This window comes from Phytohalomonas tamaricis (assembly GCF_003012345.1).
GTDB classification, from domain to species: Bacteria; Pseudomonadota; Gammaproteobacteria; order Pseudomonadales; family Halomonadaceae; genus Phytohalomonas; species Phytohalomonas tamaricis.
This window is the reverse complement of sequence record NZ_PVRV01000019.1, coordinates 267,788-291,737: the sequence shown is the minus strand read 5'-3', so window position 1 is coordinate 291,737 and position 23,950 is coordinate 267,788. Positions and strand designations below refer to the sequence as shown.

General features: G+C 60.5%; 26 protein-coding genes and 1 riboswitch. Of the genes, 19 read left to right on the top strand and 7 right to left on the bottom strand.

Going from position 1 to position 23,950, the window contains the following annotated elements:
* Nucleotides 1-71: 71 nt before the first annotated feature.
* Nucleotides 72-1,529 (top strand): beta-Ala-His dipeptidase, encoded by a 1,458-nt coding sequence (gene pepD, locus C3Z11_RS03330; protein WP_106476261.1) that lies wholly within the window; start codon nt 72-74, stop codon nt 1,527-1,529.
* Nucleotides 1,530-1,618: 89 nt separating this feature from the next.
* Here the strand turns inward: pepD and C3Z11_RS03325 are convergent, their stop codons facing one another.
* From C3Z11_RS03325 to C3Z11_RS03315, 3 genes are all read right to left on the bottom strand, one after another.
* Nucleotides 1,619-1,939, bottom strand: a complete 321-nt coding sequence (locus tag C3Z11_RS03325; RefSeq protein ID WP_106476259.1) for a hypothetical protein — start codon at nt 1,937-1,939, stop codon at nt 1,619-1,621.
* 134 nt (nt 1,940-2,073) lie between these two features.
* The gene (locus tag C3Z11_RS03320; RefSeq protein WP_106476257.1) at nt 2,074-2,697 is read right to left on the bottom strand and encodes a DNA-3-methyladenine glycosylase; all 624 of its coding nucleotides are present in this window, start codon (nt 2,695-2,697) and stop codon (nt 2,074-2,076) included.
* Nucleotides 2,690-3,364, bottom strand: a complete 675-nt coding sequence (locus C3Z11_RS03315) for a phosphoribosyltransferase (protein ID WP_106476255.1) — start codon at nt 3,362-3,364, stop codon at nt 2,690-2,692. The genes C3Z11_RS03320 and C3Z11_RS03315 overlap by 8 nt, the downstream gene beginning before the upstream one ends.
* A gap of 349 nt (nt 3,365-3,713) precedes the next feature.
* On the opposite strand from C3Z11_RS03315, the gene urtA reads away from it, so the two are divergent.
* The 14 genes from urtA to C3Z11_RS03245 all read left to right on the top strand — a co-directional run bounded on the left by urtA (nt 3,714) and on the right by C3Z11_RS03245 (nt 16,507).
* Complete coding sequence (gene urtA, locus C3Z11_RS03310; RefSeq protein ID WP_262927258.1) at nt 3,714-4,979, top strand: urea ABC transporter substrate-binding protein; 1,266 nt, start codon at nt 3,714-3,716, stop codon at nt 4,977-4,979.
* A 205-nt stretch (nt 4,980-5,184) separates the two neighbouring features.
* Nucleotides 5,185-6,795, top strand: a complete 1,611-nt coding sequence (urtB, locus tag C3Z11_RS03305) for an urea ABC transporter permease subunit UrtB (protein ID WP_106476251.1) — start codon at nt 5,185-5,187, stop codon at nt 6,793-6,795.
* Nucleotides 6,792-7,919, top strand: a complete 1,128-nt coding sequence (urtC, locus tag C3Z11_RS03300; RefSeq protein ID WP_106476249.1) for an urea ABC transporter permease subunit UrtC — start codon at nt 6,792-6,794, stop codon at nt 7,917-7,919. Before urtB ends, urtC begins: the two co-directional genes overlap by 4 nt.
* Nucleotides 7,916-8,773 (top strand): urea ABC transporter ATP-binding protein UrtD, encoded by an 858-nt coding sequence (urtD, locus tag C3Z11_RS03295; protein WP_394810189.1) that lies wholly within the window; start codon nt 7,916-7,918, stop codon nt 8,771-8,773. Before urtC ends, urtD begins: the two co-directional genes overlap by 4 nt.
* Nucleotides 8,773-9,468, top strand: coding sequence for an urea ABC transporter ATP-binding subunit UrtE (urtE, locus tag C3Z11_RS03290; protein WP_106476247.1), 696 nt, complete (start codon nt 8,773-8,775; stop codon nt 9,466-9,468). Before urtD ends, urtE begins: the two co-directional genes overlap by 1 nt.
* Before the next feature lie 22 nt (nt 9,469-9,490).
* Entirely contained in the window at nt 9,491-10,369 is an 879-nt protein-coding gene (locus tag C3Z11_RS03285) for an urease accessory protein UreD (protein WP_106476245.1), read from the top strand.
* 24 nt (nt 10,370-10,393) lie between these two features.
* Nucleotides 10,394-10,696, top strand: a complete 303-nt coding sequence (gene ureA, locus C3Z11_RS03280; protein ID WP_106476243.1) for an urease subunit gamma — start codon at nt 10,394-10,396, stop codon at nt 10,694-10,696.
* A 189-nt stretch (nt 10,697-10,885) separates the two neighbouring features.
* Nucleotides 10,886-11,206 carry an urease subunit beta gene (locus C3Z11_RS03275; RefSeq protein ID WP_106476241.1) on the top strand — a complete coding sequence of 107 codons (321 nt, stop codon included), beginning with the start codon at nt 10,886-10,888 and terminating at the stop codon, nt 11,204-11,206.
* 2 nt (nt 11,207-11,208) lie between these two features.
* A complete protein-coding gene (ureC, locus tag C3Z11_RS03270; protein ID WP_106476239.1) occupies nt 11,209-12,915 on the top strand; it encodes an urease subunit alpha in 1,707 nt (568 codons plus the stop codon).
* Nucleotides 12,916-12,934: 19 nt separating this feature from the next.
* Nucleotides 12,935-13,450 carry an urease accessory protein UreE gene (ureE, locus tag C3Z11_RS03265; protein ID WP_106476237.1) on the top strand — a complete coding sequence of 172 codons (516 nt, stop codon included), beginning with the start codon at nt 12,935-12,937 and terminating at the stop codon, nt 13,448-13,450.
* The gene (locus tag C3Z11_RS03260) at nt 13,440-14,108 is read left to right on the top strand and encodes an urease accessory protein UreF (RefSeq protein ID WP_262927207.1); all 669 of its coding nucleotides are present in this window, start codon (nt 13,440-13,442) and stop codon (nt 14,106-14,108) included. The genes ureE and C3Z11_RS03260 overlap by 11 nt, the downstream gene beginning before the upstream one ends.
* A gap of 35 nt (nt 14,109-14,143) precedes the next feature.
* Nucleotides 14,144-14,800 (top strand): urease accessory protein UreG, encoded by a 657-nt coding sequence (gene ureG, locus C3Z11_RS03255; protein WP_106476233.1) that lies wholly within the window; start codon nt 14,144-14,146, stop codon nt 14,798-14,800.
* A 78-nt stretch (nt 14,801-14,878) separates the two neighbouring features.
* A complete protein-coding gene (locus C3Z11_RS03250) occupies nt 14,879-15,628 on the top strand; it encodes a Mut7-C RNAse domain-containing protein (RefSeq protein WP_106476231.1) in 750 nt (249 codons plus the stop codon).
* A 51-nt stretch (nt 15,629-15,679) separates the two neighbouring features.
* Nucleotides 15,680-16,507 carry an HDOD domain-containing protein gene (locus tag C3Z11_RS03245; protein ID WP_106476229.1) on the top strand — a complete coding sequence of 276 codons (828 nt, stop codon included), beginning with the start codon at nt 15,680-15,682 and terminating at the stop codon, nt 16,505-16,507.
* A gap of 98 nt (nt 16,508-16,605) precedes the next feature.
* Here the strand turns inward: C3Z11_RS03245 and C3Z11_RS03240 are convergent, their stop codons facing one another.
* From C3Z11_RS03240 to C3Z11_RS03230, 3 genes are all read right to left on the bottom strand, one after another.
* Nucleotides 16,606-17,361: an amino acid ABC transporter ATP-binding protein gene (locus C3Z11_RS03240; protein WP_106476228.1), complete on the bottom strand. Its 756-nt coding sequence runs from the start codon at nt 17,359-17,361 to the stop codon at nt 16,606-16,608.
* Nucleotides 17,358-18,008 carry an amino acid ABC transporter permease gene (locus C3Z11_RS03235; protein WP_394810195.1) on the bottom strand — a complete coding sequence of 217 codons (651 nt, stop codon included), beginning with the start codon at nt 18,006-18,008 and terminating at the stop codon, nt 17,358-17,360. The genes C3Z11_RS03240 and C3Z11_RS03235 overlap by 4 nt, the downstream gene beginning before the upstream one ends.
* A 64-nt stretch (nt 18,009-18,072) precedes the next feature.
* A complete protein-coding gene (locus tag C3Z11_RS03230; RefSeq protein ID WP_394810188.1) occupies nt 18,073-18,831 on the bottom strand; it encodes an amino acid ABC transporter substrate-binding protein in 759 nt (252 codons plus the stop codon).
* 301 nt (nt 18,832-19,132) lie between these two features.
* Between C3Z11_RS03230 and C3Z11_RS03225 the strand changes: the two genes are divergently transcribed.
* The 3 genes from C3Z11_RS03225 to C3Z11_RS03215 all read left to right on the top strand — a co-directional run bounded on the left by C3Z11_RS03225 (nt 19,133) and on the right by C3Z11_RS03215 (nt 22,696).
* Nucleotides 19,133-20,566: an NAD-dependent succinate-semialdehyde dehydrogenase gene (locus C3Z11_RS03225; RefSeq protein ID WP_106476223.1), complete on the top strand. Its 1,434-nt coding sequence runs from the start codon at nt 19,133-19,135 to the stop codon at nt 20,564-20,566.
* 164 nt (nt 20,567-20,730) lie between these two features.
* Nucleotides 20,731-20,876: riboswitch (FMN riboswitch) on the top strand.
* A 116-nt stretch (nt 20,877-20,992) separates the two neighbouring features.
* Nucleotides 20,993-21,658: a 3,4-dihydroxy-2-butanone-4-phosphate synthase gene (ribB, locus tag C3Z11_RS03220; protein WP_106476221.1), complete on the top strand. Its 666-nt coding sequence runs from the start codon at nt 20,993-20,995 to the stop codon at nt 21,656-21,658.
* Between the two features lie 141 nt (nt 21,659-21,799).
* Nucleotides 21,800-22,696, top strand: coding sequence for an amidohydrolase family protein (locus C3Z11_RS03215; protein ID WP_106476219.1), 897 nt, complete (start codon nt 21,800-21,802; stop codon nt 22,694-22,696).
* A gap of 195 nt (nt 22,697-22,891) precedes the next feature.
* Here C3Z11_RS03215 and C3Z11_RS03210 read toward each other — a convergent pair whose 3' ends face one another.
* Nucleotides 22,892-23,392, bottom strand: a complete 501-nt coding sequence (locus C3Z11_RS03210) for a YchJ family protein (RefSeq protein ID WP_106476217.1) — start codon at nt 23,390-23,392, stop codon at nt 22,892-22,894.
* Nucleotides 23,393-23,538: 146 nt separating this feature from the next.
* Here C3Z11_RS03210 and C3Z11_RS03205 point away from each other — a divergent pair, with 146 nt between their 5' ends.
* Complete coding sequence (locus C3Z11_RS03205; protein ID WP_106476215.1) at nt 23,539-23,946, top strand: ExbD/TolR family protein; 408 nt, start codon at nt 23,539-23,541, stop codon at nt 23,944-23,946.
* The last annotated feature ends 4 nt before the right edge of the window (nt 23,947-23,950 follow it).

Sequence of the window (23,950 nt, the reverse complement as noted above, 5' to 3'; positions counted from 1 at the left end):
GCGCTTGGCTTTTGGCGGCAATTCGTCGACCTTATAGCAAAAGCCATCGCCCACAGAGCTGAAGAAAAGGTATGAACGAACACCTGCAAACCTTAGAACCGACCATTGTCTGGCGCCATTTCCAAACGTTGTGCGAAACGCCGCGGCCTTCCGGCGGTGAAGAGCCCTTGATTGGCAAGATTACGGCCTGGGCCGAAGCGCGCGGGCTTACCTGCGAGCGCGACGAGGCGGGTAATTTGCTGGTGCGCAAGGCCGCAAGCCCGGGCTTTGAGCAGGCACCCGGAGTGATCCTGCAGTCGCATCTCGACATGGTGACTCAGGCCAATGCCGACACGCCTCATGATTTCACGCGCGATCCGATCGAGACCTGGGTCGATGATGACGGTTGGCTGCGCGCCCGTGGCACTACACTGGGCGCCGACAATGGCCTCGGCGCGGCGGCGGCGCTGGCAATTTTAGAAGATGACTCGCTCACCCACGGCCCGCTTGAGGCGCTCTTTACCGTTGAGGAAGAGGCATCACTGGTTGGCGCAACTCACCTGGCGCCGAACTGGCTGCAGGGGCGCTACCTGCTCAATCTTGACTCCGAGGAGCGCGGTCAGGTCTATATCGGCTGTGCCGGCGGTGCCGATGTGCAGGTCGATACGCTCTTTCCTACCGAGAAGTTGACCTCGCTTGAGCGCGGCTATCGCATCAGCGTGACCGGGCTGGTTGGCGGTCATTCCGGGCTCGATATCGCTACGGGACGGGGCAATGCCAATCGCATCATGTTCCGCCTGCTGCACCTGCTTGATGATCTCGATGTGCGCCTGTCGGATTATCATGGCGGGACAATGCGCAACGCGATTACCCGTGAGGCGTACGCCACGGTGGTTGTTCCTTTCGACGGTGAAGAGGCGTTCAAGTCACGCGTCGAACAGCTGCAGCGCGTGCTGCGCGATGAGCTGGCCGGCGTTGATGAAGGGGTAACGCTCAGCATTGCACCGGCTACAGCAGAAGAGGCGCTGACGCTGGCAGCAAGCCGTGGTCTGGTCGCGACGATGCTCGCTGCGCCTTACGGCATCGAGCGCATGAGCGTGGCGCTGCCGGGTGTGGTCGAGACGTCCAACAACCTTGGCGTGGTCGGGCTTGAAGAGGGGCGCTTTCATCTTGGCGCGATGGTGCGCTCGCTGCGTGACAGCGCCGCGCTCGCGCTGTGCGATCGTATCGTCGCGCTGTTCTCGCTGCTGGGTATCGAGGCGAGCGTTGATGGGGTCTATCCCGGCTGGGTGCCGGCGCCGCAGTCACCGCTGCTCAAGCGCTTCATCGCCGTGCATGAGCAGACCGTCGGCGTTGCGCCCGAGGTCAAGGTTATTCACGCGGGTCTTGAATGCGGCATTATCGGCGCCAAATATCCCGAGCTCGATATGGTCTCGTTTGGGCCGACCATCCTTGGTGCCCATTCGCCGACCGAGCGTGTCGAGATCGATTCGGTGAGTGAGTTCTACACCGTGCTCAAGGCGACGGTCGAGCATCTCGCTCAAGATTGATCTGAACGACGGAAGACATGAAAAAAGGACGGCCTTGGGGCCGTCCTTTCTGTTGGTGCGTCAGGTGCCGAAAAAACGATGATCTCACCTCAGGGGAAGGTGACGACCGGTACGCCGAGTATGCTGACTACTGGCACGCGTGGGGCGTAGTACACGGGAGGCGGCGGTGGTGGTGGCGCGTAGTAGCCATGGGCCGGTTGACGCACCACTATGACATTACGTGGGCCATCACGCCGGCGGTCATGGCCGTGGTCAAAGCGCGGGCCGTGTCCTTGGGCGTGGGGTGGGTTATCTCGCCAATGGCCGTGCGGCCCGCCGTGACGATCATCTTTGCCGGGAGGGTCAGCCAACGCCGCACTGCTGAGGGCTAGCCCGCTTACCGCAATGAGTCCCGCAATCATTTTACGCATGGAGTGATCTCCTCTAATCAAGTATCTACCCCTGCAGTTCCGCTTGCAGTCTAGCGAGCTGGCCAATTGTTTATCAAACAATGTTCGAAAACTTCGCACTTATTGCACATTTCTTCTCGGACCGAACAGTGTGCTTACTTCAAAAAATTGGGATCGACGCGCAGCCGCCACGGTGCGTCACGGTCCTTAGGCTCGGCATAGTCGATGCCAATGCGCGGGCCGGCAATAATGTGTGCATCATCGACCGCTATGCCGGGCTCCACCCACAGCTTCTCGCCCGTGCAGACGTCGTGGCGGTTGAACGTAGCTAGGGTAATGTTCATCGCCCGGGTCAGCTTGCCGGGACCGTTGGCCAGTTCGCGGCCGCGCTTGCCGCCACGATGGGCGATCATTGTCGTTTCTCCTTCCACCGGTGTGATGGCGCGGATCAGCACGCCGCCGGGCTCGCCGTCACGTTCGGTGATGATATTGAGCATGTTGTAGATGCCATAGATCAGATAGATATAGGCATGGCCTGGCGGGCCGAACATGACGTCATTACGCGGCGTGCGTCCCTTGGCAACGTGGCAGGCGGTATCAAAGATGCCGCCGTAGGCTTCAGTCTCAACGATGCGTCCGACCAGACGCTCTCCATTGATTTCATGGACCAAATGGCGGCCGAGCAGATCGCGGGCGACATCCAAGGTCGGGCGAGCATAAAAATCACGTTCGAGACAAGGGAGCGCCATCGATGGCATTTCAGATTGGGAATCACTCATTACGATTATCAATGACGGTAGATGAATGGGTGAGGCAGCCGATTACTTCTTCATCACTGGTTTGCGCGAAATCGGCGTACCAGCGTCCTACGCCTGAGAACGGCACCGGCGTGGCGAGGCAGATCAGCGCATCGACCTGCGGCTCAAGCTCAGCGACCGTCTCAGCGGGGGCCAGCGGCACGGCAATGATGATCTCGCGTGCGCCCAGTTTTTGCAGCGCTTGCACCGCGGCGCTCATGCTCGCACCGGTGGCGATGCCGTCGTCAACGAGAATCACGCGCCGGTCATGCAGATCAGGATAGGGTCGTTCGCCTCGGTAGGCCGCTTCGCGGCGCTGCAGTTCATAGTTCTCGGACAGAGTGACGCGCTGCACATCATCATCGCTGATGCCGAGTTGCGTGATCAACGGCTGATTCAACACCGTTACGCCACCGCTCGCCAGTGCGCCCATGGCAAATTCCTCCTGACCAGGCACACCGAGCTTGCGCACGATCATCACGTCCAGCGGGGCGTCGAGTGCCCGAGCGATCTGTGCCGCTACCGGCACGCCGCCACGCGGCAGACCCAGCACGACAATATCGCCAGCATTAGCGCCAATGAAGCGTAGTACCTCCTCGCCCAGCGCCTTCCCCGCCTCGACACGGTCGGTAAAAGGTAGCTCTGCCATGACGGCCTCCTGAAAGGTTGTGTCCCCATTTAAGATGGAACAGAAGGTGATAACAGCCAAACGAGACGCAGCGTATCTTTTTGGTGCGAACTGCCCATGGTGCTGCATTGGTGCGCCATCATGGTGCGATTTGCAGGATTTACCCCATTCGAGACACGGCGTTGTGCGGCAACGAGCGGGTAAAAATAGGCATAGAAGGTGGAAAGCGGCCTGGCTGGCATGACTTTTGTATACAAAAGCAGGCGAGGCGCCTTGCCTGCTTTATGACGGTGCGCCTTGTCCTACAACGACAAATCATGACAAGGGAATTCGTGCCGTGAGCCAACATAGAACGCTACGCAAGGCACTCTTGGGCCTCAGTTTATCCATCGTATTTCCGTTTGCCGCGAACGCCGCGGATGACACCATCAAAGTCGGCATTCTTCATTCGCTGTCCGGCACCATGGCGATTAGCGAATCGACGCTGAAAGATGAGATGCTGATGCTGATCGACGAGCAGAACGAGAAGGGCGGACTGCTCGGCAAGAAACTCGAACCGGTAGTGGTCGACCCGGCCTCGAACTGGCCACTGTTCGCCGAGAAGGCGCGTCAGCTGTTGAGCCAGGATCACGTCGCGGCAATCTTCGGCAACTGGACTTCGGCGTCGCGCAAGGCGGTGCTGCCGGTGGTCGAGGAACTCAACGGCCTGTTGTTCTACCCGGTCCAGTACGAGGGCGAAGAGTCATCGCAGAACGTCTTTTACACCGGTGCGGCGCCCAACCAGCAGGCGATTCCGGCAGTTGACTACCTGATGAACGAGGTCGGCGTGAAGCGCTGGGTGTTGGCCGGCACCGACTACGTTTATCCGCGTACCACCAACAAGATCCTCGAGGCCTACCTCAAGCAGCACGGCGTTGCCGATGCCGACATCATGATCAATTACACGCCGTTCGGCCATTCCGACTGGCAGAGCATCGTCGCCCAGATCAAGCGTTTCGGCAGCCAGGGCAAGAAGACGGCGGTGGTCTCGACCATCAACGGCGATGCCAACGTGCCCTTTTACAAGGAACTCGCCAATCAGAACGTCGACGCCGCCGACATTCCCGTGATGGCCTTCTCGGTCGGCGAACAGGAACTCTCTGGTATCGACACCGGGCCGCTGGTCGGTCACCTCGCGGCGTGGAACTACTTCCAGAGCGTTGATAATGATGCCAACTACGACTTCATCGATGCCTGGCGCGCTTACAAGAAGGACGACAACGTTGTCACCAACGACCCGATGGAAGCGCACTACATCGGCTTCAACATGTGGGTCGAGGCGGTCAAAAAGGCCGGCACCACCGACGTCGATGCGGTCAAGGACGCGATCATTGGCGTCAGCGTGCCCAACCTGTCCGGCGGCGCGGCAACGATGATGCCCAACCACCACATCACCAAGCCGGTGATGATCGGCGAGATCCAGGACGATGGTCAGTTCGACGTGGTATGGCAGACGCCTTCCACCGTGGCCGGGGATGCCTGGTCTGACTATCTGCCCGGCTCGAAGGATCTGATCAGTGACTGGCGCAAGCCGCTTTCCTGCGGAAACTTGAATGTAGAAACAATGAAGTGCGGCGGTGCTGACGTAGGCAAATGACTGCACTCGGCCAGACGGCGTTAAAAATTGACTCGTGCGCGAGCCCGGTCAGAATGCTCATTTACCCTCAAGTAAACTGCGCTTTCTCATCAATTTTTGCCTTGTCTGGCCTTCGCTCGTCTATTTGCTCTACCTCGTTGCGCTACCCAGGCAGTAAAGGCGCGGGTCTGCAGTGGCCCGCGCCACCTAGAGGCAAAAGCCCATCATGATTTCACGCCAACTCATCCATACATTTTTCAGCGTGCTGTTGCTGTTGGGCATGGCGCTATCGCTTGCTGCCCATGCCGAGGACAGTGCGGACGCTTCCCAGGCCAAGCAGTTGCTCGAAGCGCTTGATGTGCGCAGCTATGACGCCAAGGGCGAGGCAATCAAGCAGCTCGCCCAGAGTGATCTGCCCCAGAAGGGCGAATGGCTGGAAGCGTTGCGCGACGGCCGCCTGCAACGTCAGAAGGACGGCGGCCGCTTTGTCATCGTCGAAAGTGACCAGGGCCGCGAATGGCCGATCAAGGATGCGATCAGCGGCGAGGAGCTGGGCACCGCCACCCGTCGCGATCTCGACAAGGTGCGTATCAACAATCAGCTGCGCAGCCAGCTTCAGGGCTTGGCCGCTACTGCCGACCTCGATTCCCCTGATACCGGGCGGCGCGAAGCGGCGGCCAAACGCCTGATCGGCGAGGTCGATGAGACGACGGCAGATTCCGTCGCCGTGCGGCTCGAGCAGGAAACCGACGGCGACGTCAAAGCGCGTCTGCGCACCGCGCTGGGCCTCTATCGTCTGGAACAGGGCGAGGCTGACGCCATCGACACGCTCCGTGGCAGCCTCGACCCGGCGGTGCGCAACGCGCTGCGCCCGATAGCGGCCGGCGACGGCCCGCTCGCCGACGAGGCGCGCACGGCGCTTAACGGCATCGAGCAGAAACTCAAGTTCAACCGCTGGCTGCAGACCCTCTACTTCGGCATCAGCATGGGCTCGGTGCTGGTGCTCGCCGCGATCGGCCTGGCGATCACCTTCGGCGTGATGGGGGTGATCAACATGGCCCACGGCGAGCTGATCATGCTCGGCGCCTACACCACCTTCGTGATCCAGCAGCTTCTGCCCGGCCAGCCGGGGCTGGCGCTGGGACTTTCGATTCCGGCCGGCTTTCTGGTCGCCGCGGCATTCGGCATCGCCATTGAGCGCGGCGTGATCCGCTTTCTCAAGGGTCGGCCGCTGGAAACGCTGCTCGCTACCTTCGGCATCAGCCTGATCCTGCAGCAGCTGGTGCGTAGCGTGTTTTCGCCGCTCAACCGCTCCGTGGTCACCCCCGACTGGCTGCAGGGCTCGCTGGTAATCAACGACGCTCTGGCACTGACGCTGAATCGGCTGGCGGTGATCGTCTTCTGCCTGATCGTGTTCACCGCCCTGATGATAATCATGCGCCGCACTCGGCTCGGGCTCGAGGTCCGTGCCGTGACCCAGAACCGTACCATGGCGCGCGCGATGGGCGTGAAGGCGGCGCGCGTTGATATTCTTACCTTCGGGCTTGGCTCCGGCATCGCCGGGCTGGCCGGGGTAGCGCTGTCGCAGCTCACCAACGTCGGCCCCAACATGGGTCAGAGCTACATCATCGACTCGTTCATGGTGGTGGTGTTCGGTGGCGTCGGCAATCTATGGGGCACCCTGGTGGCCGGTATGTCGCTGGGCATCGTCAATCAGGTGATCGAGCCGTGGGCCGGCGCGGTACTGGCCAAGATCCTGGTGCTGGCGTTCATCATCCTCTTCATCCAGAAGCGCCCGCGCGGGCTGTTTCCGCAAAAGGGCAGGGCCGCAGAATGATGCAGGACGTTCAAACCACCTCGCTGTTCAAGGAGCGCTCGACACTGCTGGTGCTCGGCGCGCTGCTGGTCGTCACCGTTGCGGTGACGCTGGCTAACCTGCTGCCGCAGGGCCATCCGCTCTACGTCTCGACTTTCACCGTCAGCCTGCTCGGCAAGTACCTGTGCTACGCGCTGCTCGCCGTGGCGCTTGATCTGGTATGGGGCTATCTCGGCATTCTCAGTCTCGGCCATGGCGCCTTCTTTGCTCTCGGCGGCTACGCGATGGGCATGTACCTGATGCGCCAGATCGGCGCGCGCGGCGTCTACGGCAACCCCGAGCTGCCCGACTTCATGGTATTTCTCAACTGGCATGAGCTGCCGTGGTACTGGCATGGCTTTTCAAGCTTCCCCTTCGCAATGGCAATGGTGCTGCTGGTGCCGGGTGCGCTGGCCTTCGTGTTCGGCTGGCTGGCGTTTCGCTCACGGGTCTCCGGGGTCTACTTCTCGATCATTACCCAGGCGCTGACCTATGCGCTGATGCTGGCGTTCTACCGCAACGAGATGGGCTTTGGCGGCAACAACGGCTTGACCGATTTTAAGGAAATCCTCGGCGCCGACGTTTGGGCCGAAGATACGCGCCGCACGATGTTCATCGCCTCCAGCGTAGCGCTGGCGGCAGGCTACTTGATCTGCCGGGCGATTACCCGCTCGCGGCTCGGGCGGCTGTGTGTGGCGGTGCGTGACAGTGAGGCGCGGACGCGCTTCATCGGCTATCGCGTCGAGCACGTCAAGCTTGCCGTGTTCGTCGTCTCGGCGATGCTCGCCGGGGTGGCCGGCGCGCTCTACGTGCCGCAGGTCGGCATCATCAATCCCGATCAGTTCTCGCCGCTGTTCTCGATCGAGCTGGTGGTATGGGTGGCGCTGGGCGGGCGCGCGACCCTGTACGGCGCAATCATCGGCGCGCTGGTGGTCAACTACCTCAAGACGGTGTTCACCGGGGTGATGCCGGAGGCGTGGCTGTTCGCACTGGGCGGCCTGTTTGTGCTGGTTACCGTTGCGCTACCCAAGGGCATCGCTGGGCTGCTCCGATTCAGACAAGGGCAGGCGCGCACCGCTGCTTCACGCCAGGAGGCCAAGGCATGAACAAGGTGAACGCGACGCTGAAACGGGTGCGCGAGCTTGCCCGTCCCGACCGGGTCTTTGACTTCATGGTGCCGCAGGAGTCACCGGTCGATACCCGTCATGGGCCGATCCTCTATCTCGAGGACGTCTCGGTCAGCTTCGACGGTTTCAAGGCGATCAACAACCTCAACCTGACCATCGATGATGGCGAGCTCAGGTGCATCATCGGCCCCAACGGGGCCGGCAAGACCACGATGATGGATATCATCACCGGCAAGACCCGCCCTGACAGCGGTCAGGCGTGGTTCGGCTCGCGCCATAATTTACTCTCACTGAGCGAACCCGAGATTGCCCGCCTCGGCATCGGCCGCAAGTTCCAGAAGCCTACCGTGTTCGAGGCGCTTTCCGTATTCGAGAACCTCGAACTCGCCATGGCCGGCGACAAGCGGGTGTGGGCGACGTTTACCGCCCGGCTCAACTCTGAATCACGCGGACGCATCGACGAGGTGCTCGACACTATCGGTCTGGCTCAAGAGTACCGACGTCCGGCCGGGGTGCTCTCCCACGGTCAGAAACAATGGCTCGAGATCGGCATGCTGCTGATGCAGCGCCCGCGCCTTTTGCTGGTCGACGAACCGGTCGCTGGTATGACCGAGCAGGAGATGCAGCGCACCGCCGAGCTCCTGACCCGGCTGGCGGGCCAGCAATCCGTGGTGGTGGTTGAGCACGATATGGGCTTCGTGCGTTCCATCGCTCGCACCGTCACCGTGCTTCATCAGGGCAGCGTGCTCGCCGAAGGCTCGATGGACGAGGTATCCAACGACCCCAAGGTAGTCGAGGTTTATCTGGGCGCGCCGCAGGAGGAGATGGCGTGATGCTGAACGTCGAAAAGGTCAATCAGTTCTACGGCGAGAGCCACACCCTATGGGATCTCGATCTTGAAGTGCCGACCGGGCAGTGCACCTGCGTGATGGGGCGCAACGGCGTCGGCAAGACCACGCTATTGAAAGCGATCATGGGCGAGGTCGCGGTGGCGAGCGGGGCGATTCGCTTCGATGGCACGGATATCGTCCGTCGCCGCCCCGAGGCGCGTGCGACGCTCGGCATCGGCTATGTGCCTCAGGGCCGGCAGATATTTCCGCTGCTTACCGTCGAGGAAAACCTGCGTATCGGCCTGCCGGCGCGCCGGGACAAAAAGCGCAGCGTGCCCGAGCGCATCTATGAATTGTTTCCGGTGCTCAGGGAGATGCGCGGCCGGCGCGGCGGTGATCTCTCCGGCGGCCAGCAGCAGCAGCTCGCCATCGGCCGCGCGCTGGTGATCGATCCCAGGCTTCTGATCCTCGACGAGCCGGGCGAGGGCATCCAGCCCAACATCGTCGCCGAGATCGGCGCGGTGCTCCGGCGGCTCAACCAGGAGGATGGCTTGACGGTGCTGCTGGTCGAGCAGAAGCTGCCCTTCGCGCGCAAGTTCGCCGACCGCTTCGCGCTGCTCGACCGCGGCCGCCAGGTGGCCGGCGGGGCGATTGGTGAGCTCTCGGACGCGCTGGTCAAGACGCATCTCACCGTTTGAACGCTTGAGGATGTAATTACGCATGACGGCACCGCTGCCAGAACGTCTGAACACCGACCATGGCCATCGCTTCGACGCATCGCGCCGCTGGGACGCTAGCCTCGAGCTCGGCTTCATCCATAGCGGCGGCGCGACACGGCTCAAGCGCTGTCATCATCACGGTCCGCTGCGCGTCCAGCGCCCGTTCTACCCCGAAGGCGAGGTCTGCCACGTTTATCTGCTTCATCCGCCCGGCGGGCTGGTCAGCGGCGACCGGCTGGCGATTTCTGCCCACGTGGCAGAGGGTGCCCAGGCGCTGTTGACCACGCCGGCGGCGGCCAAGCTTTACCGTGCCGACAGCCACGGCGTCGCCTGGCAGCAGCATACCCGGCTCGACGTCGAGGACGGTGGCCTGCTCGAATGGCTGCCGCAGGAGACGATCGCCTTCGATGGCTCCAAGGGGCGGCAGTCGGTCGAAATCGCGCTGAGCGGCAACGCACGCTGCCTGGGGTGGGAGGCGATGGCGCTGGGCCGGCCGGCCAGCCGCCTGCCGTTTGAAAGCGGGCGCATCGAGCAACATTTCCGCCTCGTCCGCGACGGTCGACCGCTGTGGATCGAGCGTCAGCCGCTTGACCCCCACCATCCACGCTTTCATGGTCGCTGGGGCCAGGGCGGCCACGCCGTACAGGCGACGCTGTGGGCGGTCGGCCTGCCCGACATGAAATTGGCCGTCGAGACGCTGCGCGAACATATCGCCCCCTCCACGCGTTGGGCGGTGACGGTGCGCCTTGATGTGCTGCTGCTGCGCTATCTCGGCGATGAACTCAACGAGGCGCGCGCGCTGTGCCATGAGGCGTGGGCACTGCTAAGGCCGCTACTGGCCGGGCGCGAGGCCTGCCCGCCGCGGATCTGGTTTACCTGATAATGAATCGATAAGGGACATGCCATGGAACTAACACCCCGCGACAAGGACAAGCTTTTGCTGTTCACCGCCGCGTTACTTGCCGAGCGCCGTAAGGCGCGTGGTCTCAAGCTCAACTACCCCGAGGCGGTGGCCTTGATCAGCGCCGAGATTCTTGAGGGTGCCCGCGACGGCAAGAGTGTCGCTGAGCTGATGAGCCTGGGACGCGAGGTGCTGAGCCGCGATGAAGTGATGGAGGGCATCGCCGAGATGGTCGATGAGGTGCAGGTCGAGGCGACCTTCCCGGATGGGACCAAATTAGTCACCGTCCACAACCCAATCGTTTAGGGGGTATGAAATGGCTGCGCTCGGCCATGCCGTGTTGGCTTCGCAATAAAAAACGCTCATTGACTACAGTCAACTCCGCTTTTTTATTGCTCGCCGCCTTGCCTACGCGGCCCGGCCTGGCCTTCGCTCGCTCATTTCCGCCTGCTCAGAAAAGGTCAAGCGTTTATCAATTTGCGGAGCAGAACAATCATGATTCCCGGTGAGTACCAGCTGCGCAGCGGCGATATTGAATTAAACGAGGGGCGCGAGCGAGTCACGCTTGAAGTCGCCAACTCGGGCGACCGGCCGGTGCAGGTCGGCTCCCACTACCATTTTGCCGAGACCAACCCGGCGTTGCTCTTCGACCGCGCGAAAGCACGCGGCTTTCGCCTCGATGTGCCGGCCGGCTCGGCGATCCGCTTCGAGCCTGGCCAGTCTCGCGAGGTGGCGCTGATCCCTTATGCCGGCGAGCGTAAGGTCTACGGCTTTCGCGGCGAGGTGATGAATAGCCTCGACGGACAAGGAGAATAACCATGGCGACGATTTCACGCCGCGCCTACGCCGATATGTACGGCCCGACCGTCGGCGACCGTGTACGCCTGGGCGATACCGAGCTGTTCATCGAGGTCGAGCAGGACTTCACTATCTACGGTGAGGAGGTCAAGTTCGGGGGCGGCAAGGTAATCCGCGACGGCATGGGCCAAAGCCAGCGCTGCGATGAGGGTGTGCCTGACACGGTAATCACCAATGCGTTGATCCTCGACTGGTGGGGCATCGTCAAGGCCGACGTGGCGATCAAGGGCGGGCGGATCATGGCGATCGGCAAGGCCGGCAATCCCGACGTGCAGCCGGGCGTGACCATCCCGCTTGGGCCGATCACCGAGGTGATCGCTGGCGAGGGTAAGATCCTCACCGCTGGCGGTATCGACGCCCACATTCATTTCATCTGCCCGCAGCAGGTCGAGGAAGCGCTGGCCTCCGGCGTTACCACTATGCTCGGCGGCGGCACCGGACCGGCTACCGGCACCAATGCCACTACCTGTACGCCGGGTGCCTGGCACATGGCACGTATGCTGCAGGCCGTCGATGGCCTGCCGATGAATATCGGCTTTCTCGGCAAGGGCAACGCCAGCCTGCCCGAGGCGCTGGAAGCGCAGGTCCGCGCCGGTGCGATGGGGCTCAAGCTGCACGAGGATTGGGGCACCACGCCAGCATCGATCGATAACTGCCTGAACGTGGCTGAGCGCTTCGATATCCAGGTTGCGATCCATACCGATACCCTCAATGAGTCAGGCTTCGTCGAGGACACCATCGCCGCATTCAAGGCGCGCGGCATCCACACCTATCACACTGAAGGGGCAGGTGGCGGCCATGCGCCGGACATCATTACCGCTTGCGGCTACGATTACGTGCTGCCGTCGTCGACCAACCCGACGCGGCCCTACACCATCAACACCATCGATGAGCACCTCGACATGCTGATGGTGTGTCACCACCTTGACCCCAACATTCCCGAGGACGTGGCGTTTGCCGACTCGCGCATCCGCCGCGAGACGATCGCCGCCGAGGATATCCTCCACGACCTCGGCGCGCTGTCGATGATTGCCTCCGACTCTCAGGCGATGGGCCGGGTTGGTGAGGTAATCTGCCGCACCTGGCAGACCGCGCACAAGATGAAGACCCAGCGTGGCCTGCTCGACAGCGACGTCGCGCTCGGCGCCGACAACTTCCGCGCCAAGCGCTACGTAGCTAAGTACACCGTCAATCCGGCGATCACCCACGGCATCAGCCACGAGGTCGGCTCGGTCGAGGTCGGCAAGCTCGCCGATCTGGTGCTGTGGTCGCCGGCTTTCTTCGGCGTCAAGCCGGCGCTGATTCTCAAGGGCGGCATGATCGCGATGGCGCCGATGGGTGATCCCAACGCCTCGATCCCAACCCCGCAGCCGGTCCACTACCGGCCGATGTTCGGCGCCTTCGGCCGCGCCGCCAGCGCCACGCGGCTGTCGTTTGTCAGTCAGGCAGCGATCGACGCCGGCCTGGCCGGGCGGCTCGGGCTGGCCAGCACCTTGAGCGCGGTCAAGAACGTGCGCGGCGTGCGCAAGGGTGACATGAAGCTCAACGCCGCGCTGCCAAAGATCGAGGTCGATGCCCAGACCTACGAAGTGCGCGCCGACGGCGAACTGCTGGTGTGCGAGCCGGCGCGGGAGCTGCCATTGGCGCAGCGCTATCATCTCTTTTAACGCCTGCGAGAATGTATTCATGCTTAGAGCGATTCAACGCCTCGGCGCCGGCTGCGACAGCGCCGGCGCGCTGGCCGATACCCTGACGCTGACCTTCGAGCAGCGCCAGCGCGGCCGTCTCAGGGCAGTAGGCGACAGTGGTAGCGAGATCGGGCTGTTTCTCGACCGCGGGCCGGTGCTGCGCGACGGCGACTGCCTTGCCACCGAGGATAGCCAGATCGTGGTGATCCGTGCCGCCGCCGAGCCGGTAGTAACCGCTTACGTCGCCTCTGGGCTGCCGCTGGCGCGACTGTGCTATCACTTGGGTAACCGGCACGTGCCGCTGGCGATCGGCGAAACAGAGGACGGTCAGGGCTATGTGCGCTTGCAGCCCGATCATGTGCTTGAAGCGTTGGCCGAACGCCTTGGTGCGAGGCTCGAACGTCACGATGGCCCGTTCGACCCTGAGCCGGGCGCCTACGCCGCTGGCGAAGGTCACTCTCACGGTCATCATACACACGACCATAACGAGCATAAGCACACCCATGAACACTGATCTTGGCTTGCTGGGACTGTTGCAGCTGGTCAGCCCGGCGCTGCCGATTGGCGCCTTCGCCTGGTCGCAAGGCCTTGAGAGTGCCTTCGAACTCGGCTGGGTGCATGACGAGGCGAGCCTCGGCGCGTGGCTCGCCGGCGTGCTCGATGACGGACTGGCGAGGCTTGAGCTGCCGGTGCTTGCGCGTCAGCATGCCGCTTGGCAGGCCCAGGACGGCGCGCTGCTCTATCAATGGAATGCCTGGCTGCTCGCCAATCGCGAGACCCGCGAGCTGGTCGAGGAGGATGTCCAGCTCGGCACGGCACTGGTGCGTCTGCTCAAGGGGCTCGACATGCTACCCGCGCACGGCCTGATGGCGCAGCCCGCCTACGTGACAATGTTTGCCTACACGGCGCAGGCGCGGGGCGTGGCGGCGCGACAAGCCATGCTCGGCTTTGGCTGGGCGTGGCTGGAAAATCAGCTTGCCGTGGCGTGCAAGGCGCTGCCACTCGGGCAGAGTGCGGCACAGCGGCTGATCGAGCAGTTGCGGCCCCGGCTGGTGGCTGCTATCGATGACGCTGAACGATGGGAAGATAATGACTTGGGCCCGGCGCTGCCGGGACTGGCGCTGGCGAGTGCCTGGCATGAAACGCAATATTCACGCCTATTCAGAAGCTGAGCGGATTAGACGCTACAACAATTGAGGCAAACGACATGACATCACAACACTGTCTGCGCGTCGGCGTCGGCGGCCCGGTCGGTTCAGGCAAGACCGCACTGCTCAGGCGGCTGTGCCTGGCATTGCGCGGGCACTACGACCTCGCCGTGGTCACCAACGACATCTACACCCGCGAAGACGCCGAGTTCCTGCTGCGTCACGAGGCGCTTGCCGCCGATCGCATCATTGGCGTCGAGACCGGCGGCTGCCCGCACACTGCGATTCGCGAGGACGCCTCGATGAATCTCGCCGCCATCGATGAGCTGCAAGCGCGTCATCCGAGCATTGAGCTGGTGCTGGTCGAGTCCGGCGGCGACAACCTCTCGGCGACCTTCAGCCCCGAGCTGTCCGACCTGACCCTCTACGTCATTGACGTCTCCGCCGGCGACAAGATCCCGCGCAAGGGCGGGCCGGGGATTACCAAGTCGGATCTTCTGATCATCAACAAGATCGACCTCGCCCCCTATGTCGGCGCTGACCTCGCCGTGATGGAGCGCGATGCCAAAAAGATGCGTGGCGAGCGGCCGTTCGTATTTTCCAACCTGCATGAAGGCGTCGGGCTTGAGGTGATCATCGATTTCATCATCGAACGTGGCATGCTGCCTGAGCGTGACAGGGGAGCAGCGCTTACCCAAGCCGGATCGCTAGGCTAGTCTTACGGGAGTCCCCTGCCGCCGGAGCGAGCAACGATATCCGGCGGTAGTTCACTCACCGGCCCAAGCGTGTCGTGCATGGCTACCGCATGTTTTCACTTTCATCATTCGCTCAATGATTTCCTGCCCCGCGCGCAGCGGGGCGCACCTATTATCTATACCTTCGAGCGGCGTGCTTCGATCAAGGACGCCGTCGAGGCGCTTGGCGTGCCTCATACCGAGGTGGCGGCGCTCGTCGTGGATGGCTACGCGGTTGGCTTCGACGCTTTGCTAAACGATGACGGCAACATCGACGTCTACCCGCATGAGGCGCTGCCGCAGGGTATCGCGCCGTACATGCTGCGTTTGCCACCGCCGTGGCCGCCGCGCTTTGTGCTTGATGCTCACCTCGGACGGCTGGCGCGCTATCTGCGCCTGCTGGGTTTCGATAGCGACTATCGCAACGACTTCGGTGACGCCGAGCTGGCCGAGATTTCCGCCCGTGAAGGGCGTATCCTGCTGTCGCGAGATCGCAGTCTGCTCAAGCGACGTATCATTGAGCATGCTTATTTCGTACGGGCTGACGCACCGATGCGGCAGCTTGAAGAAGTCTGCGTGCGTTGGGAACTCTTTGATGAGATAGCGGCGTTCCAACGTTGTACGCGCTGCAACGGGATACTGCATGAGGTGGCGAAGGAGAGCGTGATTGACCTGCTCGAGCCCAAGACCAGGCGGTACTTCGAACACTTCCGGCAATGCGACCGCTGCGCTCAAGTGTATTGGCAGGGCAGCCATTTTGAGCGCATGCAGCGCTGGATCAATGACCTCAAGGCACGCCGCAGCGGGTAGAATAATATTTTTGTGTAGCTAAAAGGCCGTAGTGCCGAAGGATTCAGGGCCATGTCCATAGAGCAGCTTTTCGACCAGATCAAGCATCTGCCCAACGTGCCGGCGGTGGTCATGGCGCTGATCGAGCGCTTCGACGACGAGCATCTGCACGTCAGTGACGTCGCCAACAACATCAAGAAAGACCCCAACCTGACGCTCAAGGTGCTGCGCCTGGCCAATTCGACTCGCTATGGCGCCGGCCGCAACGTCGCTTCAATCGATGATGCGGTGGTAATCCTCGGCTTCGACAGCGTCAGGACGCTGGTGATCGCCTCCGGTGTGGTCGGTGCGCTCAAAGTAGTTGAAGGGCTTGACCCCCGCCAGTTCTGGCGTGATTCCTTCATGGTCGCCAGCATCGCGCGTCTGATTGCACGTAACAGCCCGTATGCCAGGACCGAGACGGCTTTCACCTGCGGCGTGCTACATAACATTGGCGCGACCCTGATGCATATTGCCCATCCCGAGCCGATGAAGCACATCGACCGACAGGTCGAGAAGGGCGCCGAGCGCGAGCCGCTCGAGCACGATGAGTTCGGCTACGACTACACCCAGGCCGGGGCCGAGCTGCTGCGGCGCTGGCGTTTTCCCGAAGAGCTATGCATCGCTATCGCCTACCAGAACGATCCGCTAGCGCGTACTCCTTTTTCTCCTTACGCCGCCGTGCTCCATCTGGCGTCCTATCTACATGGCTGCATCAAGGATGGCCGGCGCGAAGAGGAGGCCATGGCGCATTTTCCGTCCGAAGTGCGTCAGCCGCTGGCGTTGGATCTGTTGACGCTTTACGACGATATACTGGCGTTGATGGACGAGAAGGACGACATTGATTTTCTGCTGTCGTAACGATTGCCGTGACGCCTCCAGCACGGTTGAAGATGTAAATGCCCCGCTAAATAGCGGGACATTTATTTTTCCAGAGGCCACAGGTGCTGCCATGAGCCTTAGGGGGCGAGCGAGGGTTGCTGGGCCAGCACCTTGCGTAGAAAAGCGCGGGTGCGTTCGTCCTGCGGATCGGTGAATAGCTTGTCAGGTGGGCCCTGCTCGACAATGCGGCCACCGTCCATGAAGATGACTCGGTCGGCGACATCGCGGGCGAACTGCATCTCATGGGTGACCACCAGCATGGTTTGGCGCTCGGCGGCGAGCGCCTTCATCAGGCCGAGCACTTCATCGACCCACTCGGGGTCAAGGGCCGAGGTAGGTTCGTCGAATAGAATCAATTCGGCATTAGCCGCCATCGCACGGCCGATACCAACGCGCTGTTGCTGCCCGCCGGAAAGCGCGGCGGGATACGCATCGGCCTTGTCGGCAAGCCCGATGCGTTCAAGAATCTCGCGTGCTCGGGCATGGGCGCGCGCCTTTGGCCAGCCATCGACGATAATCAGCCGCTCGGCGACATTGGCGAGCGCATTCTTGTTGGCGAAAAGCGCATAGTTCTGAAACACGAATGCGGTCTGGCGGCGCAACGTCAGGATGTCCCGTTTACTGGCGCGGGCCGCATCGACGCTCAGACCGCCAAGGGTAATGCGACCGCTGTCAGCGCATTCCAGAAAATTGATGCAGCGCAGCAGGGTCGATTTACCGGTACCGGACGGGCCGATCACGACGATGATTTCACCCTTTTCGATACTGAGATCGATACCGTTGAGCACCGTATTGGCGCCGTAACGCTTGATAAGCTTTTCAACCTTGATCATCGTACAAACGCCTTGTTAAGCCGCTTTTCCAACCAGCGCTGCAGTAATGACAACGTTTCGACTACCACCCAGTAGATGATCGCCACTACCAGGAAGGCCTCGAAGTAGAGAAAGCTGCCTGACGCCTCCTTCTGTGTCGCGCCCATCAGTTCGGTAACACCCAGCGTGAAGGCCAACGAGGTTGACTTGATCATGTCGATGAAATAGTTCATCAGCGTCGGCACGGCAACGCGGGTAGCCTGAGGCAGTATGATTCTTCGCATCAGCTGGGCATTGGTCATGCCGATCGACAAGGCTGCCTCGGTCTGGCTGCGATCAATGCCGACAATGGCCGCGCGGATCGACTCTGCCATGTAAGCCGAGAAGTGCAGGGTCAGGCCAAGAATGGTCGCCGTGATACCGTTGACCTGGGTCAGGATGGCAAGTACTTGCGGCAGGCCATAGTAAAAGAGAAACAGTTGCACCAGCAGCGGCGTGCCACGAAAAAACGAGATGAAAAGCAGCGTCGCGCCGTTAAGAACAGGAATGCGCAGCACGCGTATGATCGCCAATAGCGATGCCAGCACTAACGCGCAGAGCATGCCCGCTGCGGCCATTTCCAACGTCAGCGGCAGATACTTAAGCAGGATGGGCGCCAGGCCCATCATGTAATCGTAATCGAGTCCGTTCACGGCTTACGGTCCTCGTCTGTGAGGGATGACAAGCTATAGCTCAGGGTTGGGTGATGTCACTGCCAAACCATTTCTCGGAAATTTTGGCTAGCGTGCCATTTTCTCTGAGCGTGGTCAGTGCCTGATCGACCCGATCACGCTGGGCGTGGCCGGCATCGTTGTCACGAAATGGTAGCGCATTCTCAATATGCGAGAAGGGCGCACCTGCGAGCTGTAACGGCAGCGGCGTCTTCTTGATGACCTGAGTGGCGCTGACGCGATCCATTACGAAAGCGTCGGCACGGCCCAGCGCCACGTCCTGCTCGACGTTGGATTCGTAGGTTTTAATGTTGATCTGATCGGCATAGGGCAACGCTTCAAGCAGTTGCTCGTAGTTGCTGCCAAGATTGACCGCTACCGTCTTGCCCTTGAGATCTTCAACACCGTGAATCGTATCGTTGCCTTTTTTCACTACCACCTGGGCGCCGTCATAGACGTAGGGCTGGGTGAAGACGTACTTGGCCTGCCGCTCCGGCGTGATGGTGATCTGGTTGGCGATGGTGTCGATGCGCCCGGTATCGAGCATGCCGGCCAGACCCGAGAACTGGGCGGTAACGAATTCGACGTCGTCGCCCGTCTGCTCGCCGATGGCGTTCATGACATCCACTTCGAAGCCCTGCAGCTTGTCCTGCTTCACGAAGGTAAAGGGGAAGTAGTTGCCCGACATGCCGACACGCAACGTATCCGCCTGAGCGAGCGGGGCGCCTAGCAGCGTGGTAGCACCGAGAGTAAAGACGGCCAGCATTGTTCTGATATTCATCATGATTCCTAGTCCACTGTCATGAAGGATGTAATGGATCTATTTTATCTTGATCTTGAGATTTGAGCATAAGAAATTAAATTTATATGAATTTTTGTTTTAGTTAATGTCGCTGACAGACCCCCTCCAGTTGGGCCTTATTGATAGAGGTACATTCATCAAACAGCGCCATATGATGATCACTTTCCCTTGAAAAAAATAATTAACAGCCTAACTATAGTGATCATTGCCGCGTAAAGCCCGCTCCAAGGCATGCCTTGCTCGCTTCTTCGTGCATTACTCCATGTAAGAGAGGACACCCATGTATCCTGACGTCCAGCTTTATATCAACGGTGAGTGGCGCGATGCTCTCGCCGGCAAGACAATCCCCGTCATCAATCCAGCCACTGAAGAGACCATCGGTCAGATCGCTCATGCCGAAAAGGCCGATCTCGACATGGCGCTGGAGGCGGCCGAGCGCGGCTTCAAGACCTGGAAGGAAACCGCGCCGTTCGAGCGCAGCAAGATCATGCGCCGCGCCGCTGACCTTTTACGTGAGCGCGTTGACTATATTGCCGACATCATGACCCGCGAGCAGGGCAAGCCGCTGGCTCAGGCGCGGATGGAAACGCTGGGAGCTGCCGATACTATCGACTGGTTTGCCGAGGAAGCGCGGCGCACCTATGGTCAGGTGATTCCGTCACGTCAGGCTGACATCCAGCAGTTGGCGATCAAGACCCCGGTGGGCCCGGTAGCGGCGTTCACGCCGTGGAACTTTCCGATCAATCAGGTGGTGCGCAAGCTATCTGCCGCACTGGCCGCGGGCTGCTCGATCATCGTCAAGGCACCGGAAGATACCCCCGCCGCGCCGGCCGAACTGATCCGCGCCTACGCTGATGCCGGCGTACCGGCGGGCGTCGTCAATCTGGTTTATGGCGTGCCGGCGGAGATTTCCGAATATCTGATTCCGCATCCGACCGTTCGCAAGATCTCGTTCACTGGCTCGACTGCTGTCGGCAAGCATCTCGCCGCGCTGGCGGGTCAGCACATGAAGAAGGCGACGATGGAACTCGGCGGCCATGCGCCGGCGATCGTGTTCGAGGACGCCGATCTCGACGTCGCCGCCAAGGATCTGGCCGCTGCCAAGTTTCGTAACGCCGGTCAGGTCTGCATCGCACCGACGCGTTTTCTGGTCCATGAAAGCGTTTATGATGCCTTCATTGACAAGTTCGTTGCCGCTGCCCGCGATATCAAGGTCGGTGATGGCCTGGAAGAAGGCACGACGATGGGACCCATGGCGCATCAACGCGGCCTGGAATCGCTTGAACGTTTCGTCAACGATGCCGTCGAGAAGGGGGCCAAGGTGCGCCTGGGTGGCAAGCGTCGTGAAGGCAAGGGGTTCTTCTTCGAGCCGACCATACTGGCTGACGTGCCGATGGAGGCTCGGGCCATGAGCGAAGAGCCGTTCGGACCGCTGGCGCTGATCGTACCGTTCTCAAGCTATGAACAGGCGGTCACGGAAGCCAATCGCTTGCCTTACGGGCTAGCTGCCTATGCCTACACGCGTGCCAACGCCACGGTCACCGCATTGGGGCGTGATATCGAAAGCGGCATGCTGACCATCAACCATATCGGTTTCGGCCTGCCGGAGACGCCATTTGGTGGTATGAAGGATTCCGGCTACGGCACGGAAGGTGGCAGCGAAGCGATTGACGCTTATCTTGATACTCGCTTCGTTACCCAGGCCGGTCGCTAAGCGTCTCACCACGCATCACGGTAGTGATTGATAAACGCCGGGGCTCAGGCCCCGGCGTTTTTTATGGCCTGAATTATGCCGAGTTTGCCGGACAGTAACGGCCGCTTGCCTGCTGTGGCGCGACACGGTAGCCTCTTGGAGCCTGCTGCGGTGCACCACAGCAGGCATATCCTCAGGGCGGGGTGAAAGTCCCCACCGGCGGTGATGTCCGTGCGCCGAATGGCGCCGGAACAAGCCCGCGAGCGCTGCTGCGCAGGAACTGGTGAGATTCCAGTGCCGACGGTCATAGTCCGGATGGGAGAGGATCGCTTCTGTATGGCTAACCTCAGGTGTTGGGTTTATCCCCGACTGCCTGTGGCCTCCTGTCATTTATGCCCTGTTCTTGAATTTCGTCTCGCGCCGATGACGACACAGGAGCAGTGTTTCATGTCCGATCTATTAAGTGAGTACGGGTCTTCTTCCGAGCGCGTCGAGCGTGCTTTGGCTGCGTTGCAGCAAGGGCGCGGCGTGGTCCTGGTCGATGATGCTGATCGTGAGAATGAAGGTGATTTGATTTTTCCTGCCGCCTCGCTGCAAAGCGAGCAAATGGCGCAGATGATTCGTTTTGGCAGCGGCATCGTCTGCCTGTGCCTGACCAATGCTCATGCTGATCGGCTGGCCCTGCCACCGATGGTAACCGCTAATGAAAGCCGTTATCGCACGGGTTTTACCGTTTCGATCGAAGCCAAGCATGGCGTGACGACTGGGGTGAGCGCTCATGATCGTACCGTGACGGTACGTGCCGCCGTGATTGAGGATGCTGCTGCCGACGATCTGGCCCGTCCCGGTCACGTCTTTCCACTACGCGCTCAGGATGGCGGCGTGCTGGAGCGGCGCGGCCACACCGAGGGGACTGTCGACCTGATGCGTCTGGCTGGTCTGACGCCCTGCGGTGTGCTGTGCGAGCTGATGAATGATGACGGTACGATGATGCAACTTGAATCGCTTAAGGTATTCGCGAGTGAACGCGCCTATCCGCTGCTGGCGATTGAGGATCTGGTCGCTTATCGTCGCGCGGCTATTTCTGCGAAGGCTCGTGAGCTAACCGCATAGCTGATGCGTTGTCTCCGCCCCGTTAGCGTTGCTGACGGGGCGGCACCTGTTCGTGAATAATGCCCGCGGGCTTAGATAAGCCCAGCGGCATGCGCTAGGCTGAACGCACTTTCCTTTAGCAAGTACTGTACGGAGCAGGCCATGGCCTTCAGTAACCTTTCCCCGCACGAGCCGTGTCCGCCACCTGATCCGCGCGTCGATCTGCCGACATTCAATATCCCGAGTGGTGCATGTGACTGTCATGCGCATGCCTTCAGTAATGACCGCGATGCCTACCCGCTGGTGGCCGCGCGCCCCTGTACGCCGCCGGCTGCCCCCGAGGCGGATTATCTAGGCATGTTGATAGCAACGAACATGATGCGCGGCGTACTGGTGCAACCCCGTGCCTACGGTAGTGACAATCGCTACATGCTAGGCATTCTGGCGAGACATCCCGACATGCTGCGCGGCGTGGCCGTTGTCGATCCTGATGTGGATGACGCCGAGCTTAGGCGTATGGACGCACTCGGCGTACGCGGCATCCGGGTCGATATGTTATTCAACCATCACATTGGGGTTACCGACCTGCGTACGCTGGCACTCAAGATATCGCGCCTTGGCTGGCACATGGAGTTGCTGCTCGATGCGCGCCATTTGCCGGAGATGCTACCGTTGCTGGCCCACCTGCACGTGCCGCTGGTCATCGATCACATGGGCAACATGCCCGCCGGTCTGGGCACTGAGTCCGACGGTTTCCAGGCACTGCTTGAGCTTGTGGTTGAGCATGGCGCATGGGTCAAATTGTCGGGTGCCTATCGCATCGATGCGGGTCAGGATCACTACAAGCATGCTGAAGCTTTCGCCCAGGCTCTGGCCAAGGTCGGCCCGGAACGGCTGCTTTACGGCAGCGACTGGCCTCATATCGCTCCGCCGTATTTTGGTATCAACGGCATGCCCAACACCGGAAGAATGCGTAATCTGATCGGTGAGTGGTTTTCAAGCCAGCGAATGCGCCATCGTATCTTCTTCGATAATCCGGCGCGGCTGTATGGGTTCTGATGTATTCCAAAAAGTATTGAGGAAAGGCCAACGCTGACGTGCGTGATCGAACCCGATAAGCGACACGCCACGTGCCTATGCCGAGCAGGCGCTGCGCTATCTGGCCGAGCGTGTTGCCGCACACGTTGCGTTAATCGGCGAACTCAAAATCGTCAATGCTGAGACAGCCGGCTTGAAGTCAATTACTGACGCATTTCAAGCACCGCAGCACTTCTTAAATTTCCTACCGCTGCCGCATGGGCAGGGATCGTTTCGGCCGACGCTAGGTGCCGAGCGGGGATCTGCCACACCATCAACGTAGTACCAGCGCCCGCCCGTCTTGGTAAAGCGTGATCGTTCATGCAGCACCTGGGGCAGGCCGTTTTCCACGAAATGCGCCTTGAACTCCACTTCTCCCTTACTGCCCTTAGCCATGCTGTTGATTATCTCCAGGCGTTGCCACTGGGTATCGCGTTGGTCGAGCTCAGCCGGAGTGACGTCGGGTCTGTTTGGGCTGTCTTCGTACCAAGTGGCAAGCAGATAGTCACCCAGCCCGCCAAGGGCAAAGGCGCTATAGCGTGAGCGCATCAAGGCTTCTGGCGTCGGCGCAGCGTGCTCGCCACTGTGGTAGGGATGGCAGCAGGCGGCGTAGCGTTGTCCGCTGCCGCAAGGGCATGGGATGTCCAGTTGCTCTTTAGCGAGAAGACGTTTTTCCATTTGGCATGACACTCCCGGTAAGTAATAAAAAAATTCTTCATTATTTCGTAACAAATGCCAACGATTATATGGCCTCGTTCCTTTCGACATCGAAAGGTAATGGACAGGAAAGCCTGCCTAGGTTATGGCTGCTATATGGAGAAGTTATGCGCAACTGGGAAGTGAATAAGAAGAAAAAAGTACATATAGAAATCATCCCCATGATTGATGTAATGATGTTTCTATTAGTCTTCTTCGTGCTGATAAGTCTCAATGTTATTCCTGCCTTGGGTATTAAAACTCAGCTCCCTTCAGCCAGCCAGTCACAACAACTTAAGCCGCAGAACAAGGCCATTATCACGTTAGGTCTTGAAGATAAAATGCAATTAGATGGAGAGGATGTTGGCGAATCTGAATTGATGATTCGTTTGAAGGACCTTCAAGATGATAATAATAAACTGACCATTATCATAAATAGTGATCAAGGTGTTCAAGTCAAACGGCTTGTTTCTGTTATGGATCAATTGAAGCGCAATGGCTTCTCTTCTGTCTCAATTGCCACTAGAAAATCATAAAAAA